This is a genomic window from Streptomyces sp. NPDC002886, from assembly GCF_042888445.1.
Lineage (GTDB): Bacteria > Actinomycetota > Actinomycetes > Streptomycetales > Streptomycetaceae > Streptomyces.
The window spans coordinates 254,061-269,872 of the sequence record NZ_JBIAPV010000003.1 but is presented as its reverse complement, the minus strand read 5'-3'; the positions used below and the strand labels follow the sequence as shown (position 1 = coordinate 269,872).

13 protein-coding genes and 1 riboswitch are annotated in these 15,812 nt (G+C 69.6%); of the genes, 8 read left to right on the top strand and 5 right to left on the bottom strand.

Annotated elements, in window-relative coordinates; genetic code table 11:
* Positions 1 to 90 precede the first annotated feature (90 nt).
* The 5 genes from ACFYYB_RS13440 to gcvT form a co-directional block, all read right to left on the bottom strand.
* The gene (locus tag ACFYYB_RS13440; RefSeq protein ID WP_327304425.1) at positions 91 to 1,473 is read right to left on the bottom strand and encodes an L-serine ammonia-lyase; all 1,383 of its coding nucleotides are present in this window, start codon (positions 1,471 to 1,473) and stop codon (positions 91 to 93) included.
* Positions 1,474 to 1,617: 144 nt separating this feature from the next.
* Positions 1,618 to 3,267, bottom strand: a complete 1,650-nt coding sequence (locus tag ACFYYB_RS13435) for an APC family permease (RefSeq protein WP_389435298.1) — start codon at positions 3,265 to 3,267, stop codon at positions 1,618 to 1,620.
* A 167-nt stretch (positions 3,268 to 3,434) separates the two neighbouring features.
* Positions 3,435 to 4,691 carry a serine hydroxymethyltransferase gene (gene glyA, locus ACFYYB_RS13430; RefSeq protein ID WP_266881241.1) on the bottom strand — a complete coding sequence of 419 codons (1,257 nt, stop codon included), beginning with the start codon at positions 4,689 to 4,691 and terminating at the stop codon, positions 3,435 to 3,437.
* Positions 4,692 to 4,705: 14 nt separating this feature from the next.
* Positions 4,706 to 5,086 carry a glycine cleavage system protein GcvH gene (gcvH, locus tag ACFYYB_RS13425; RefSeq protein ID WP_254384336.1) on the bottom strand — a complete coding sequence of 127 codons (381 nt, stop codon included), beginning with the start codon at positions 5,084 to 5,086 and terminating at the stop codon, positions 4,706 to 4,708.
* A 114-nt stretch (positions 5,087 to 5,200) separates the two neighbouring features.
* Entirely contained in the window at positions 5,201 to 6,316 is a 1,116-nt protein-coding gene (gene gcvT / locus ACFYYB_RS13420) for a glycine cleavage system aminomethyltransferase GcvT (RefSeq protein ID WP_389435295.1), read from the bottom strand.
* 184 nt (positions 6,317 to 6,500) lie between these two features.
* Positions 6,501 to 6,604, bottom strand: a riboswitch (glycine riboswitch).
* 200 nt (positions 6,605 to 6,804) lie between these two features.
* Here gcvT and ACFYYB_RS13415 point away from each other — a divergent pair.
* The 8 genes from ACFYYB_RS13415 (at position 6,805) to ACFYYB_RS13380 (ending at position 15,812) form a co-directional block, all read left to right on the top strand.
* Positions 6,805 to 7,491, top strand: coding sequence for an AAA family ATPase (locus ACFYYB_RS13415; protein WP_389435294.1), 687 nt, complete (start codon positions 6,805 to 6,807; stop codon positions 7,489 to 7,491).
* Between the two features lie 136 nt (positions 7,492 to 7,627).
* The gene (locus tag ACFYYB_RS13410; protein WP_389435292.1) at positions 7,628 to 8,338 is read left to right on the top strand and encodes an enhanced serine sensitivity protein SseB; all 711 of its coding nucleotides are present in this window, start codon (positions 7,628 to 7,630) and stop codon (positions 8,336 to 8,338) included.
* A gap of 67 nt (positions 8,339 to 8,405) precedes the next feature.
* Positions 8,406 to 9,146 carry an enhanced serine sensitivity protein SseB C-terminal domain-containing protein gene (locus ACFYYB_RS13405; protein ID WP_389435290.1) on the top strand — a complete coding sequence of 247 codons (741 nt, stop codon included), beginning with the start codon at positions 8,406 to 8,408 and terminating at the stop codon, positions 9,144 to 9,146.
* Between the two features lie 437 nt (positions 9,147 to 9,583).
* Positions 9,584 to 10,579: an ABC transporter permease gene (locus ACFYYB_RS13400; RefSeq protein WP_327304420.1), complete on the top strand. Its 996-nt coding sequence runs from the start codon at positions 9,584 to 9,586 to the stop codon at positions 10,577 to 10,579.
* A gap of 102 nt (positions 10,580 to 10,681) precedes the next feature.
* Complete coding sequence (locus ACFYYB_RS13395) at positions 10,682 to 12,460, top strand: ABC transporter substrate-binding protein (RefSeq protein ID WP_389435288.1); 1,779 nt, start codon at positions 10,682 to 10,684, stop codon at positions 12,458 to 12,460.
* A gap of 126 nt (positions 12,461 to 12,586) precedes the next feature.
* Positions 12,587 to 13,585, top strand: coding sequence for an ABC transporter permease (locus ACFYYB_RS13390; protein ID WP_327304419.1), 999 nt, complete (start codon positions 12,587 to 12,589; stop codon positions 13,583 to 13,585).
* Positions 13,582 to 14,703: an ABC transporter ATP-binding protein gene (locus ACFYYB_RS13385; protein WP_389435286.1), complete on the top strand. Its 1,122-nt coding sequence runs from the start codon at positions 13,582 to 13,584 to the stop codon at positions 14,701 to 14,703. Before ACFYYB_RS13390 ends, ACFYYB_RS13385 begins: the two co-directional genes overlap by 4 nt.
* A gap of 5 nt (positions 14,704 to 14,708) precedes the next feature.
* Positions 14,709 to 15,812: an ABC transporter ATP-binding protein gene (locus ACFYYB_RS13380; protein ID WP_389435284.1), complete on the top strand. Its 1,104-nt coding sequence runs from the start codon at positions 14,709 to 14,711 to the stop codon at positions 15,810 to 15,812.

Sequence of the window (15,812 nt, the reverse complement as noted above, 5' to 3'; positions counted from 1 at the left end):
GGAAGGTGGCGAAGTTGCCGAACGCCGATGGGGCGTGACTCGAAGAGTCACGCCCCATCGGCGTTCAGCGGGGTTACGCGGGAGGGCGGGTCAGCATTCGATGACGTTGACCGCCAGGCCGCCGCGGGCCGTTTCCTTGTACTTGACCTTCATGTCGGCGCCCGTCTCCTTCATGGTCTTGATGACCTTGTCGAGGGAGACCTTGTGGCTGCCGTCGCCGCGCATCGCCATCTTGGCCGCGGTGACGGCCTTGACCGCCGCCATGCCGTTGCGCTCGATGCACGGGATCTGCACGAGGCCGCCGACCGGGTCGCAGGTCAGGCCGAGGTTGTGCTCCATGCCGATCTCGGCCGCGTTCTCGACCTGCTCCGGGGTGCCGCCCAGGACCTCGGCCAGCGCGCCCGCCGCCATCGAGCAGGCCGAGCCGACCTCGCCCTGGCAGCCGACCTCGGCGCCGGAGATCGAGGCGTTCTCCTTGAAGAGCATGCCGATCGCGCCCGCCGCGAGGAGGAAGCGGACCACGCCGTCCTCGTCGGCGCCCGGCACGAAGTTCATGTAGTAGTGCAGGACCGCGGGCAGGACCCCCGCCGCGCCGTTCGTCGGGGCGGTGACGACCCGGCCGCCGGCCGCGTTCTCCTCGTTGACCGCCATCGCGTAGATGGTCGCCCACTCGCTGCGGTGCATCATCGGGTCGCCCTCGGTGCGCAGCTGGCGCGCCGTGGAGGCGGCCCGGCGCTTGACCCGCAGGCCGCCGGGGAGGATGCCCTCGCGGGACATGCCGCGCGAGACGCAGGCCTGCATGACGCGCCAGATCTCCAGCAGACCCTCGCGGATCTCGTCCTCGGTGCGCCAGGCCTTCTCGTTCTCCAGCATCATCGAGGAGATCGACAGGCCGGTCTCGTTCGCGAGGCGCAGCATCTCGTCACCGCTGCGGAAGGGGTACTTCAGCGGGGTGTCGTCGAGCTTGATCCGGTCCTCGCCGACCGCGTCCTCGTCCACGACGAAGCCGCCGCCGACCGAGTAGTAGGTCTTCTCCAGCAGCGGGTTGCCGGTCTCGTCGTACGCGAAGAGCGTCATGCCGTTCGCGTGGTACGGGAGCGAACGCCGGCGGTGCAGGATCAGCTGGTTCGGCTCGTCGAAGTCGATCTCGTGGCCGTCACCTATTTCGGTGCCCAGCAGGCGCAGGCGGCCGCTCTGGCGGATGCGCTCGACCTCGGCGTCGGCGGTCTCCACGTTCACGGTGCGGGGCGAGTGGCCCTCCAGGCCCAGCAGCACCGCCTTGGGGGTGCCGTGGCCGTGGCCGGTGGCGCCCAGCGAGCCGAAGAGCTCAGCGCGCACCGAAGCTGTCTGCGCGAGGACGCCGTCCTTCTTGAGCCGGGTCACGAACATGCGCGCGGCGCGCATCGGTCCGACGGTGTGGGAGGAAGAGGGACCGATGCCGATCGAGAAGAGATCGAAGACGGAGATGGCCACGGTTGCGGACTCCTATGTCTGCTCGTGGGTGGGAAGCGTGGGCAGGAGGGGTGGAGAGGGGTGATCTGCGGATTTTGTCCGGCAGCCGAGCTTAACGCGGTGAGGTGAACAGCTCGGCCGCCGGACGAGTCGGGAAGGGAATGCTCAGGCGTGGGTCAGTTCGCGCTCCGGTGCGGCTGCGGCGTCGGACTCCCCGGCGGGGGCGTCCAGGACCGGGTCCGGGCCCGGCAGGCCCGCGTAGTGGGCCTTGACCCCGGACCGTACGGCCCAGAAGTAGAAGCCCAGGGCCGAGACGCCCACGAGGGCGATGTCCACGCCGCCGGGGATGATGCCGTGGCCGCCGAACTCCTTGCTGCCGAGTGCGGAGAGCGTGCCCAGCCACAGCAGGAAGGCGATCATCCACCAGGCCGGGGCGAACTGCCTGGCCAGGTCCTTCTCGCCCTTGCGCTTGAGCACCACGGCCGCGATCGGGGCGGCGACCAGGGTGAGCAGCACCACCTTGCCGGTGTCCGGCCACTTGGACCAGTACAGGGCGCAGGCGGCGAAGGCGAAGGTGATCGGGCAGAGGATGCTCGCCGCCGGGAGGCGGAAGGGGCGCGGCAGCTCGGGCTTCGTCTTGCGGAAGACGCCGACCGCGATCGGGCCGATCAGGTACGAGACCACCATCGCGGCGGAGACCACGCTGGCCAGGGCCTCCCAGCTGTGGCCGACGGTGACCAGCAGCAGGACCGAGAAGCCGAGGTTCAGCCACATCGCGGGACGCGCGGTGCCGTACTTCGGGTGGACCTCGCGGATCTTCTTCGGGAAGAAGCCGGTGTCCGCGAGGTTCTGCGCCATGTACGAGGCCGAGGCGACGTTGCCGATGTTGGCGCCGGACGGGGAGATGAAGGCACCGAACTGGAGCATCGTGACGACCCAGTGCAGCATCAGCATCTTGGCGAGGTCGGCGAACGGCGAGGAGAAGTTGATGCCGTTCCAGCCGCCGGCCTCGGCGAGCTTCTCCGGCGGGACGCCGCCGATGAAGGCGATCTGCAGGGCCAGGTAGATGACCAGGCCGAGGGAGAGCGCGCCCACCAGGGCCAGCGGAATGGCGCGGCCGGGGTTCTTGGCGGCGCCGCCGAGGTTGACGACGGCCTGGAAGCCGTTGAAGGCGAAGACCACGCCGGAGGTGGTGACGGCGGTCATGACGGCGGACCAGCCGTTGGGGGCGAAGCCGCCGTGGTCGGTGAAGTTGCCGGTGTGGAAGCCGGAGGCGATCAGGGCGATCACGGCGAGCACCGGGATGGCGAACTTGACCAGGGTGAGGAGGTTGTTCGCCTTGGCGAGCAGCGCGACCGACCAGTAGCAGGCCAGCCACAGGGCCACGGTCAGGAACAGCGCCATCGCCATGCCGGAGGTGGTCAGGCCGCCGTTCTCGACCAGGCCCTTGGCCCAGCCGAAGTTCCAGGAGGACATGTACTGCGTACCGGCGATGGACTCGATCGGGATCAGCGCGGCGATGGCGATCCAGACCGCCCAGCCGGTGATGAAGCCGAGCACCGGCCCGTGCGAGATGGTGCCGAAGCGGGCCATCGAGCCGGGCAGCGGGTAGGCGGCGCCCACCTCCGCGTAGGACATGGCGATCATGCCGATGAAGACGGCACCGATGACCCAGGCGACGATGGCCGCAGGTCCTGCGACGGCGGCCGCCTGGCCGGCGCCGAAGAGCCACCCCGATCCGAAGATCGAGCCGAGGCCGATCATGATCAGGGCGAAGAGACTGAGTCCCTTCTTGTTCGCTGCGCTCATGTCCATGGGGTGTGCTGTCCGTCCTGCCAGGGGGTGCGGTCTTTCCTTTATCCGGAGCCTATTTGCCATCTATTGGAATATTCGGTGGCACTAGGTCGCCTCCACCTGGGGCTTTGGTCATGAAGAAGGCCCGGCCCTGTGCAAAACAAGGCCGGGCCCTCTCAGGCCGGCGCCTAGAGCGTCGGGTACAGCGGGAACTTCGCGGCGAGCGCCGAGACGCGCGCCTTCAGGTCATCGGCGTCGTAGGCGGGCTTCAGCGCCTGCGCGATGATCTCGGCGACCTCGGTGAAGGCCTCGGCGTCGAAACCGCGGGTGGCCAGCGCCGGCGTACCGATCCGCAGACCCGAGGTGACCATCGGAGGCCGCGGGTCGTTCGGGATGGCGTTGCGGTTGACCGTGATGCCGACCTCGTGGAGGCGGTCCTCGGCCTGCTGACCGTCCAGCTCGGAGTTGCGCAGGTCGACCAGGACCAGGTGCACGTCGGTGCCGCCGGTGAGGACGTCCACGCCCACGGCCTTGACGTCGTCCTGGACCAGGCGGGCGGCGAGGATCTTCGCACCCTCCAGGGTGCGCTCCTGGCGCTCCTTGAACTCGGGCGAGGCCGCCACGAGGAAGGAGACCGCCTTGGCCGCGATCACGTGCTCCAGCGGGCCGCCCTGCTGACCCGGGAAGACCGCGGAGTTGATCTTCTTGGCCAGCTCCTGCGTCGACAGGATGACACCGCCGCGCGGACCGCCGAGGGTCTTGTGCGTGGTGGTGGTGACGACGTGGGCGTGCGGCACCGGGTTCGGGTGCAGACCCGCGGCGACCAGGCCGGCGAAGTGCGCCATGTCGACCATCAGGTACGCGCCGACCTCGTCCGCGATGCGGCGGAAGGCGGCGAAGTCCAGCTGGCGCGGGTAGGCGGACCAGCCCGCGACGATCAGCTGCGGCTTGGACTCCTTGGCGAGGCGCTCGACCTCGGCCATGTCGACCTCGCCGGTCTCGTCGACGTGGTACGGGACCACGTTGTAGAGCTTGCCGGAGAAGTTGATCTTCATGCCGTGGGTCAGGTGACCACCGTGGGCCAGGTTCAGGCCCATGATCGTGTCGCCCGGCTTGATCAGCGCGAACATCGCGGCCGCGTTGGCCTGCGCGCCCGAGTGGGGCTGCACGTTCGCGGCCTCGGCGCCGAAGAGCGCCTTGATGCGGTCGATGGCGATCTGCTCGACCACGTCGACGTGCTCGCAGCCGCCGTAGTAGCGGCGGCCGGGGTAGCCCTCGGCGTACTTGTTGGTCAGGACCGAGCCCTGGGCCTCCATGACGGCGACCGGAGCGAAGTTCTCCGACGCGATCATTTCCAGGGTGGACTGCTGGCGCACGAGTTCGGCGTCGACGGCGGCGGCGACGTCCGGGTCGAGCTCGTGGAGGGGAGTGTTCAGTACAGACATCAGGGTTCCCTGGGTCAGTTGCCGGCGGTGAGCTTGGCGTACTCGTCCACGGAGAGCAGGTCGGCCGGCTCCTCCGTGACGCGCACCTTGAAGAGCCAGCCGCCCTCGAACGGAGCCGAGTTCACCAGCGCCGGGTCGTCGATGACGTCCTGGTTGGACTCGACGATCTCGCCGGTGACGGGGGAGTACAGGTCGCTGACCGACTTGGTCGACTCCAGCTCGCCACAGGTCTCGCCCGCGGTCACGGTGTCACCGACCTCGGGAAGCTGGGCGTAGACGACGTCACCGAGCGCGTTGGCCGCGAACTCCGTGATGCCGACCGTCGAGACGCCGTCGACGGCGTCCGACAGCCACTCGTGCTCCTTGCTGAAACGCAGCTGCTGGGGGTTGCTCATGACCTGATTCTCCTGGATGCGGGGGAGTGGATACGAACGTGGTCGTGCGGGGGTCCTGCGGGGGTCCCGCGGGGCGGCGCCAAGCGCCGACGGGCGGTGCGGTGCGGTACGGGGCTACTTCTGCCGCTTGTAGAACGGCAGGGCCACGACCTCGTACGCCTCATGCGTACCGCGAATGTCCACGCCGACGCCGGAGGTGCCGGGCGCGGCGTGCGCCGCGTCGACGTAGGCCATCGCGATCGGCTTGCCCAGCGTCGGGGACGGGGCGCCCGAAGTGACCTCGCCGACGACCTGGCCGTCGAAGGTCACGGAGAAGCCGGCGCGCGGAACGCGGCGGCCCTCGGCGATCAGGCCGACCAGCTTGCGCGGCGGGTTGGAGGCGGCGCGCTCGGCGGCGGCCTCCAGGGCGGCGCGGCCGACGAAGTCGCCCTCCTTCTCGAACTTCACGACCCGGCCCAGACCCGCGTCGAACGGGGTCAGGGAGGTGGTCAGCTCGTGCCCGTACAGCGGCATGCCCGCTTCCAGGCGCAGGGTGTCGCGGCAGGACAAGCCGGCCGGAACCAGGCCGACGCCCTCGCCCGCCTTGGTCAGCGCCTGCCACAGCTCCACGGCGTGCTCGGGCGAGACGAACAGCTCGAAGCCGTCCTCGCCGGTGTAGCCGGTGCGCGCGATCAGCGCGGGCACCCCGGCGACCGTGCCGGGCAGGCCGGCGTAGTACTTCAGCCCGTCCAGGTCGGCGTCGGTGAGGGAGGCGAGGATGCCGGGGGACTCCGGACCCTGGACCGCGAGCAGCGCGTACGCGTCGCGGTCGTCGCGGACCTCGGCGTCGAAGCCGGCGGCGCGCTCGGTGATCGCGTCCAGGACGACCTGGGCGTTGGAGGCGTTCGCGACGACCATGAACTCGGTCTCGCCCAGGCGGTAGACGATCAGGTCGTCGAGGATCCCGCCGTCCTCCTGACAGATGTGCGTGTAGCGGGCACGGCCGACGCCGACGGTGGAGATGTTGCCGACCAGCGCGTAGTCCAGGACCTTGACGGCCTCGGGGCCGGTCAGGGTGATCTCGCCCATGTGGGAGAGGTCGAACAGGCCGGCCTTGGTGCGGACGGCGTTGTGCTCGTCGCGCTCGCTCCCGTACCGCAGGGGCATGTCCCAGCCCGCGAAATCGGTCATGGTCGCACCGAGGGAACGGTGCAGCGCATCGAGGGCGGTCAGGCGGGGGGCAGTGCTCATGGGTGTGGCTCCCGGGTCCCAGGGCATGACATGACGAGGAGGAGTTCCTCCCCATCTGTCATCGGAACCTGAGAGGTTCGCCGAGAGTTCCCCGCTTCCAGGGGAAGGCCTTCGACTTGCACCTTGGGTGGAACCGTCGCCGGGGCCCTCACGGGCGGTGGCGCGGCTCGCTTTTCAGATCTGCCTCATCCACGCGGTACGGGGCCTGAGAGATTCAAGGGAGGTACTTGCTCCTTCGGCGCCCGGGCACCGCCTTGCGGCGTGCCGGGACTCTCCCGCGCGGATTCAAGCGGCCGGTATGCAGTTAGGTGTCCAGATGGCGCACATCATTGCACGGCGTGCGGCCGAATGGGGGAGGGGGTCCGCGAGCCGAGCGGAACCGGAGCGGATCGGGAGCGGAACCGGAGCGGAACCGGACACCCCGGATTACCGTCTCTTTACACTCAGGGGGAACGGGTCCAGGTGACCCGGCGGGGGAGGCGAGCACTGTGCGGAGATTCGGAGTACTGGCGGCGACGAACACCGGCACCGTCGAGGGTGCGGTCGGCGGCGTGCCGTCGCAGCGCGGCCTCGTACGGGACCCGGCGGAGACCGGGGCGCCGGCGGAGCCCGGAGCGGTACGGGACCTGCGCGGGGCCGAGGGCCCGCGGCGGCTCCGCTTCGCCGAAGGGGACGTCGTGGTGGTCTCCGGACTGCCCGGCGGAGGCAAGAGCACCCTGATCAAGCGGGCCGCCGAGGGCGGCGGCATCGACTCCCAGGACGCCCGCGAGCGGTGGGAGCGCCGGATGCCGGCCGCCCTGCCCTACGCGGTGTACCGGCCGGCGGTCCGGATCGCGCACTACTGGGGCCTGTGGCGGGTGCTCCGCTCCGGTGCCCCGGCCGTGGTCCACGACTGCGGCACGCAGAGCTGGGTCCGGGCGCTGCTGGCCTCGGCGGCCCGGCGGCGCGGCCGCGCGCTGCACCTGGTGCTGCTGGACACCACCCCCGAGGAGGCCCGGGCCGGGCAGGCGGCGCGGGGCCGGGGGGTGTCGGCGTACGCCTTCGCCCGGCACCGCGGCGCGGTGGCCCGGCTGCTGCGCGAGGCCGAGGCGGGCCGCCCGCCGGCCGGCTGCGCGTCGGTGACCCTGCTGGACCGCCCGGCGGCGTCGCGGCTGACCTCGATCGCCTTCCGCTAGGCCTTCTCTTTCGACCTGGGGCGGCCGGGCGGGGCACCCGGCGGGGGCGCCGCGGGCGCCCGTTAATCTCGGGAATCCCGGGAACCTCTGCTCGAGAAACCCGGGCCGAGACCAAGGCGAGCGAGCGGAGACGTACATGTGGCCGGGTAACGAGCTGGAGCAGGTGCTCGGGGCGGCGCTCGGGCAGGCGGACGCCGGGGGGCGGATCCTGGAGGTCCTCGGGCGCAGCGACCTGTGGATCCCGCTGCCCGGCGGGGTGAACAGCCTGAGCCTGCCCACCATGGACATCGGCGGCGCCGCGTACGTGCCCGTCTACAGCTCCGAGGAGCAGTTCCGCGCCTGCGCCGGGCCCGGCATGGACTTCGCCGTCGCCCCCGCCCCGGAGTTCGCCCGCGGCCTGCCCCCGCAGCTCGGCATCGCGGTCAACCCCGAAGGGTCCGTCGGCGTGCCGCTGCCCCCGCCGGCCGTCGCCGAGCTCTGCCGCGCCGGCCGCGACCCGCTCGACGGCCCGGCCACCGGTGGCCGGGTCCGGCTCTACGAGCCCGACTGGCAGGAGGACCCGGTCGAGTTCCTGGCCGCCGCCGCGGAGGAGTTCCGGGCGACCGGAGTCGTCGCCTCCGCACACCGCTGCCTCGCCAGCGTCGAGGGCGGCACGCCGGAGCTTTACATCGGCGTCCACCTGTTGGGATGGGAGCCCGGGATGCGAAACGCCCCGATGGACGCGCTGGGCCGGGCCCTGACCCGCGTACCACCGCCCTGGCCGGTGCAGTTGATCCTGCTCGACGCCGCGGAAGACCCGGTCGTCGACTACATCGTCACGCGCGTACGCCCCTTCTACCTGCCGTAGTGACGCTTAAGCTGGTGGCCGACACGCGTGGACGACGGGCGGACGAACAGACGAAGAGGGGTACCGGGTGAGTGCGTCAGGCACGGCCGCGGTCGGGCAGGTCGAGCACATGCTGCGCCAGGTGACTCCCGGGCGCTACGAGAGCTACGAGTCTCTCCTGCACGCCCTGGCCGAGGGACGGTTGTGGATGCTCCTCTGGCAGGGGCAGCCCGGCTCCCCCGAAGCCCAGTACGGCGGTATGGAGGTCGAGGGCCTCGGGTACGCGCCCTGCGTGACCTCCCCGCAGGAGCTGGCCGCCAGCGGCTGGAACCGCGGGTACGAGGTGGTCACGGGCCGGGACATCGCCCGCGCCCTCTACCCCGACCGCTGGGGGCTGTGGCTCAATCCGCACGCCCAGGGCGGCGGCGTCGGCCTTCCCTGGGCCGACCTGCGCCGGATCGCCACCGGGCTGGACCGGATGCCGGCCGGCCCGCTGCGGCTGTCCGAGCCCGCCATCGAGCTGCCGCAGTTCTACGGGCTGCTCACGCAGCACGCGCACCGCACGCCCGCCGTCCGGTCGCTGCGCCGCGCCTGGGTGCAGCCCGCGCTGGGGTCCCCGTACCTCGCCGTCGGGCTCGACCTGTACGACGCCTCCGCGCACGCCCTGGAATCGGTGCGGGAGATGATGCGCCAGTCGGTCGGGGCGGTCCCCGAGGGGGTGCCCGTGTGCACGGTCGCGCTCGCGGACGAACACGATCCCGTGGCGATGTGGCTCCGGGCGCAGACCAGGCCCTTCTACGACCGCGAGGGACAGGCGCCCGCCTACTGAGACATCGGCATTTAGCCACCCGAGGCCGCACGGAACAGTCGTTCCGTGCGGCCTTTGCGTTGTCCTGATTTCGACGCTGATGTACGCCCAATAGGCGCACTAGTACGCCGAGTTGGGCGCCATGTCCGATTCCGTACCGAACAGGATGTCTTGCTCCGCTCAGGCGGCAGCGAAGTCCGGATAACGGGAACTCGACCCTCAGATCACGGTTGCGCATCCATTCACCTGCGGGTCTGGCGGCTGATCGAGCGCCCGATGAAGACTCCCCACCCAAGAGCGGGTCAGTCCTCCAGGCGTTGCCTGGGTTTGCCCCGCCGCAGGAAATTCGCGCACCCGTACCTCGCAACCTCGCACTCCGAGCGCCACTCCGCACCAACGCCGCCACAGCGGCGGGCATGGGCCGGCCCACCCGTCGGCCGAGAGGGGTCCCCACCACGATGACGGCACCACTGCACGACATGAGCGCGGAGACACCCGCACCCGTGTCCGTAGCCGACGTCCCCGCCAAGGCCATCGAAGGCCGTTCGCCCGGCCGCATCGCCTGGATGCGGCTCAAGCGCGACAAGGTCGCGCTGGCCGGCGGTTTCGTCGTGCTCCTGCTGATCCTCGTCGCACTTTTCGCGCCGCTGATCGTCGGCGTGTTCGGCCACCCTCCGGAGGAACTGCACGAAGACCTGCTGGACCCGCTGCTGGGCCTGCCGGCCGGCGACTACGGCGGCATGAGCGGCGACTTCCTGCTCGGCATCGAGCCGGTCAACGGCCGCGACGTGTTCAGCCGCATCGTCTACGGCGCCCGCATCTCGCTGCTGGTCGCCTTCCTGTCCGCCTTCGTGGCGGTCTCGATGGGCACCTTCTTCGGCATCGTCGCCGGCTACTTCGGCGGCTGGGTCGACGCGGCCATCAGCCGGGTCATGGACCTGCTGCTCGCCTTCCCGCAGCTGCTCTTCATCATCGCGCTGATCTCGGTCGTCCCTGGCAAGCTCTGGGGCTTCGAGGGCTCGGGCCTGCGGATCGCCGTACTGGTCCTGGTGATCGGCTTCTTCGGCTGGCCCTACATCGGCCGCATCGTCCGCGGACAGACCCTGTCGCTGCGCGAACGCGAGTACGTCGAAGCCGCGCGGAGCCTGGGCGCGGGCCGGATGTACATCCTCTTCCGCGAGCTGCTCCCGAACCTGGTCGCACCGATCACCGTCTACGCGACGCTGATGATCCCGACCAACGTGCTGACCGAGGCGGCGCTCAGCTTCCTGGGCGTCGGCGTCAAGCCGCCCACGCCGTCCTGGGGCGAGACCCTCTCGACGGCCGTGCGGACCTACGAGGACGATCCGCTCTTCATGATCTTCCCCGGCACGGCGATCTTCATCACCGTGCTGGCCTTCAACCTCTTCGGCGACGGCGTCCGTGACGCCCTCGACCCGAAGGGCTCACGTTAGCCGTCCTCGCAGGTCATCCCGCAGGGCACCCGCAGGTCAGAACCGCAGGGCACACCGGAACCCGGCTTCGAACCGGAATCACAACGGAGGGTTGCGAGCATCGTGACTACCCATCGCATGTCCAAGCGCCGGCTTGCCGCCGGCACGGCCGTCGTGATCGCGACGATGCTGGCCGCGACCGCCTGTGGCGGCGACGACGGCAAGAAGAACGAGGACAAGCCGGCCGCGGCGGGCGGCTTCAACGCCGCCATCGGCAAGGTCGCGAACACCTCGACCAAGGCCGGCGGCGAGCTGAAGTTCGTCGGTACGCAGGAAGCCGACTCGTGGGACCCGCAGCGCGGTTACTACGGCTTCATGTGGGACTTCTCCCGCTACTACACCCGCCAGCTGATCAGCTTCAAGGCGGAGCCGGGCTCCAAGAGCACCGAGCTGGTCCCCGACCTGGCCACCGCGAACGCGGAGATCAGCGACGGCGGCAAGACCTACAAGTACACCCTCAAGGACAACGTGACCTGGGAAGATGGCACCCCCATCACCGCCCAGGACATCAAGTACGGCATCGAGCGCACCTGGGCCCAGGACGTCATCTCCGGCGGCCCGGTCTACCTGATGCAGGTCCTCGACCCGAAGACCGAGTACCCGGGCCCGTACAAGGACACCAGCCCGGACAAGCTCGGCCTCAAGCAGATCGAGACCCCGGACGCGAAGACCATCATCTTCAAGCTCCCCGCGCCCAACGGCGACTTCGAGCAGATGCTGGCCATGCCGGCCGCCAGCCCGGTCAAGCAGGACAAGGACACGGCGGCCAAGTACGGCCTCAAGCCCTTCTCCAGCGGCCCGTACAAGATCGACTCGTACGAGCCCAACAAGAGCATGAAGCTCTCGCGCAACGCGAACTGGAAGGCCGAGTCGGACACGATCCGCAAGGCGCTCCCGGACTCCATCTCGGTCACGTTCATGGCGAACGCGGACGACATGGACAAGCGCCTGATGAACGGCGAGTTCGACCTGGACATCAACGCGACCGGCATCGGCCAGGCGGCCCGCGCCACCGCGCTGAAGGACCACAAGGACAACCTGGACAACGGCCAGACCGGCTTCATCCGGTACGCCGTCATGCCGCAGACCGTCGCGCCGTTCGACAACATCGAGTGCCGCAAGGCCGTCATCTACGCGGCCGACCACAAGTCCCTGCAGACCGCCCGCGGCGGCCCGCAGGCCGGTGGCGACATCGCCCCCAACATGCTCCCGCTGGGCATCAAGGGCGCCGACGGCAAGTACGACCCGTACGGTGTCCTGACGAACGACGGCAAGCCGGACGTCGAGAAGGCCAAGGCCGCCCTGAAGGCCTGTGGCAAGGAGAGCGGCTTCAAGACGACCATCGCGGTCCGCAACAACAAGCCGGTCGAGGTCGCCACGGCCGTCTCCCTGCAGAACGCCCTGAAGCAGGTCGGCATCGAGGCCGACGTCGACCAGTTCGACGGCGCCCAGACCTCCGGCATCATCGGTTCGCCGAAGGTGGTCAAGGAGAAGGGCTACGGCATCATCATCATGGGCTGGGGCGCCGACTTCCCGACCGGTCAGGGCTTCTCCCAGCCGCTGGTCGACGGCCGCTTCATCCTGCAGAGCGGTAACAACAACTTCTCCGAGCTCAACGACCCGGCGATCAACGCGCTGTTCGACAAGGCCATCGCGGAGACCGACCCGAACAAGGCCGGCGACATCTACAAGCAGATGAACCAGAAGGTCTCCGAGGCCGCGGTCTACCTGCCCTTCGTCTACGACAAGACGATCTCGTGGCGCAGCAGCCGTCTGACCAACGTCTACACCTCCGACGCGTACAACGGCCGGTACGACTACGCCTCGCTCGGCGTCCAGTAGAAAAACCGTCCGATTCAGTTCCAGTGCCACACCCGCTAGGCACGAAGGGCAGGTGATGGCCGCGGCGGCGGCTCGGGGGCGCTCTCCAGAAGAGGGCGTTCCCGGGCCGCGGTCAGGCCGAGCGCAGTGCTTGCATATCTCATCCGGCGGATCTTCGCCGTCATCGTCATGCTGTTGGTCATCACGCTGGTGACCTTCGGAATCTTCTTCCTCTTCCCGAAGATGATCGGGACGGACCCGGCCCTCTACTTCGTCGGCAAGCAGTCCGACCCCGCCGCCATCGAGGGCATCCGGCAGAAGATGGGTCTCGCCGACCCGATCCTCGTCCAGTTCGGCAAGTTCGTCGTCGGGCTGGTGGCGGGTCGTACGTACGCCAACGGCAACGACGTCACGCACTGCGCCGCGCCCTGCTTCGGATACTCCTTCAAGAGCGAGCAGGAGGTGTGGCCGCTGCTGACCGACTGGCTGCCCGTCACCCTCTCGCTCGCCGCCGGTGCCGTCGTGCTCTGGGTGATCGGCGGTGTCGCCGCAGGCGTCATCTCCGCCCTCAAGCGCGGTACGGTCCTGGACCGTTCGGCGATGGGTCTCGCCCTCGCCGGCGTCTCCCTCCCGATCTACTTCACGGGCATGCTCGCCATCGCCCTCTTCTCCGACCAGCTCGGCTGGTTCGGGCGGCCGGAGAAGACCTTCGCGGAGGATCCGGGGACCTGGTTCAACGGCATGGTCCTGCCGTGGATCTCCCTGGCCTTCCTCTACGCGGCGATGTACGCGCGGCTCACCCGCGCGACCATGCTCGAAGTGCTCAACGAGGACTACATCCGCACCGCGCGCGCCAAGGGGCTGACGGAACCCGTCGTCATCGGCAAGCACGCGATGCGCTCGACCATGACGCCGATCCTGACCGTCCTGGGCCTCGACCTGGGCGCGCTGATGGGCGGCGCGGTCCTCACCGAGTACACCTTCTCGCTGCACGGCCTCGGCTACAGCGCCGTCCGCGCCATCAGCGAGCACGACCTGCCGGTCATTCTCGGCATCACCTTGATCTCCGCCTTCTTCGTCGTCGCGGCCAACCTCGTCGTCGACCTCTTGTACGCGGTGATCGACCCCCGAGTGAGGCTGTCATGACCGATTCGACGACGCCCGCCGTGACGGGCGCACTGAACGAGCCCGTCGCCTCCGGCGCGCCGGGCACCGCGTTCCTCGACGTACGCGACCTCAAGGTGCACTTCCCCACGGAAGACGGCCTGGTCAAGTCCGTGGACGGGCTCTCCTTCACGCTGGAGAAGGGCAAGACCCTCGGCATCGTCGGCGAGTCCGGCTCCGGCAAGTCGGTGACCTCGCTGGGCATCATGGGCCTGCACCGGGTGGGCCAGTACGGCCGCCAGCGGGCCCGGATCTCCGGCGAGATCTGGCTCGACGGCAAGGAACTGCTCTCCAGCCCCGAGGAAGAGGTCCGCAAGCTGCGCGGCCGGGAGATCGCGATGATCTTCCAGGACCCGCTGTCGGCGATGCACCCCTACTTCACCGTGGGCAAGCAGATCGCCGAGGCCTACCGGGTCCACAACAAGGCCGACAAGAAGGCCGCCCGCAAGCGGGCCGTCGAGCTCCTGGACCGCGTGGGCATCCCCGAGCCGCACAAGCGGGTCGACAGCTACCCGCACGAGTTCTCCGGCGGCATGCGCCAGCGCGCGATGATCGCGATGGCCCTGGTCAACAACCCCGAACTGCTCATCGCGGACGAGCCCACCACCGCCCTCGACGTCACCGTCCAGGCACAGATCCTCGACCTGATCCGGGACCTGCAGAAGGAGTTCGGCTCCGCGGTCATCATGATCACGCACGACCTCGGCGTCGTCGCCGAGATGGCCGACGACCTCCTCGTGATGTACGGCGGCCGGTGCGTGGAGCGGGGCAGCGCGGAGAAGGTGTTCTACGAACCCCGGCACCCGTACACCTGGGGCCTGCTCGGCTCGATGCCGCGCATCGACCGGGAGCAGACCGAGCGCCTCATCCCGGTCAAGGGCTCGCCGCCCAGCCTCATCAACATCCCGAGCGGCTGCGCCTTCAACCCCCGGTGCCCGTACGCCGACCTGCCCAAGGGCGAGGTCACGCGGACCGTACGGCCCGAGCTGTCCCTGGTCGACACCGCCGCGGAGGGCGCCGGACGGCACTGGGCCGCCTGTCACCTCTCCCCGGAGCAGCGGGACCGGATCTGGACCGAAGAGATTGCGCCGAAGCTGTGACCGACATGAGCAAGAGCGAGAAGGCGGCGACGGTCGTCGTCCCGGCCCAGGCGGTGGACTCCCCGGAGCCGCTGCTCAGGGTGACCGGACTGGTCAAGCACTTCCCCATCTCCAAGGGGCTGCTGCGCCGCCAGGCCGGGGCCGTGAAGGCCGTCGACGGCATCGACTTCGAGGTCTACCCCGGTGAGACCCTCGGCATCGTCGGCGAGTCCGGCTGCGGCAAGTCGACCATGGGCCGGCTGATCACCCGGCTGCTCGAACCGACCGGTGGAAAGGTCGAGTTCGAGGGCAAGGACATCACGCACCTGGGCGTGTCCGGCATGCGCCCGATGCGCCGCGACGTGCAGATGATCTTCCAGGACCCCTACGGATCGCTGAACCCGCGGCACACGGTGGGCACCATCATCAGCGCCCCGTTCAAGCTCCAGGGAGTCCAGCCCGAGGGCGGCCTCAAGGCGGAGGTCCAGCGGCTGCTGTCCCTGGTGGGCCTCAACCCGGAGCACTACAACCGCTACCCGCACGAGTTCTCCGGCGGTCAGCGCCAGCGCATCGGCATCGCCCGTGCCCTGGCCCTGAAGCCGAAGCTCGTGGTGGCGGACGAGCCGGTCTCGGCGCTGGACGTCTCGATCCAGGCGCAGGTGGTCAACCTGCTGGACGACCTCCAGGAAGAGCTCGGCCTCACGTACGTGATCATCGCCCACGACCTGTCGGTCATCCGGCACGTGTCGGACCGGATCGCGGTCATGTACCTGGGCAAGATCGTCGAGCTCGCCGACAACAAGTCCCTGTACACGGCGCCCATGCACCCGTACACCACGGCCCTGATGTCGGCCGTCCCGGTGCCGGACCCGCGCCGGCGCGGGGTCAAGAGCGGCCGCATCCTGCTCAAGGGGGACGTGCCCTCCCCGATCTCCCCGCCGAGCGGCTGCCGCTTCCATACCCGGTGCTGGAAGGCCACCCAGGTCTGCACCACGCAGGAGCCCCCGCTCATCGCGCTGAAGACCGGCCACCAGGTGGCCTGCCACCACCCGGAGAACGCCCCTGACCAGGTCCCGGGCGACCCGGCCCTGCCGGGCGCGGCGGACGCGGTGGCCGGCCCGACGGTCTGA